We start from the raw sequence: 773 nt of genomic DNA on the forward strand, positions 1-773 counted from the left end.
TCAGGTGAGGCGGATCTGGCGGTTGACGTCTTTGTAGAGGAGGTAGCGGAAGGGGCCGGGGCCGCCTGCGTAGCAGGCTTGGGGGCAGAAGGCGCGCAGCCAGAGGAAGTCGCCTTCGTGGACTTCGACCCAGTCGTCGTTGAGGCGGTAGACGGCTTTGCCCTGCAGGACGTAGAGGCCGTGTTCCATGACGTGGGTTTCGGCGAAGGGGATCACCGCGCCGGGTTGGAAGGTGACGATGTTGACGTGCATGTCGTGGGCCAGGTCGTCGGGGTCGACGAAGCGGGTGGTGGCCCAGGTGCCGTCGGTGTCGGGCATGGGGGTGGGGGTGATGTCCTGCTCGCGGGTCACGAACGGCGCGGGCGGGGTGATGCCTTCGGCGGGTTCGTAGGGTTTGCGGATCCAGCTGAACGAGGCGGGCTGCTGGCCGGGGTTGGTCAGCGACCAGTCGGTGCCGGCGGGCAGGTAGGCGTAGCCGCCGGGTTCGAGGTGGTGCTCGGTGCCGGCGATGGTCAGGTTCAGCCGGCCGGCCAGCAGGAACAGCACCGATTGCACCCCGGTCTCGGGTTCGGGGTGCGGGCTGCCGCCGCCGGGGGCGATCTCGACGAGGTACTGGGCGAAGGTGGTGGCGAAGCCCTGCACTGGTTTGGCCAGGATCCAGGCGCGGGTGCCGCTCCAGCCGGGGAAGTTGCTGGTGACGATGTCGCGCAGCACCCCGCGGGGGATCACGGTGTAGGCCTCGGTGACCACGGCACGGTCGGTGAGCAGATCGG

General features: G+C 69.0%; 1 protein-coding gene. It reads right to left on the reverse strand.

Annotated elements, in window-relative coordinates; translation table 11 throughout:
- Complete coding sequence (locus tag EIL87_RS22960; protein WP_233576504.1) at window positions 1-768, reverse strand: bifunctional allantoicase/(S)-ureidoglycine aminohydrolase; 768 nt, start codon at window positions 766-768, stop codon at window positions 1-3.
- Between the last annotated feature and the right edge of the window lie 5 nt (window positions 769-773).

The sequence above is a fragment of the Saccharopolyspora rhizosphaerae genome (assembly GCF_003931915.1).
GTDB lineage: Bacteria > Actinomycetota > Actinomycetes > Mycobacteriales > Pseudonocardiaceae > Saccharopolyspora > Saccharopolyspora rhizosphaerae.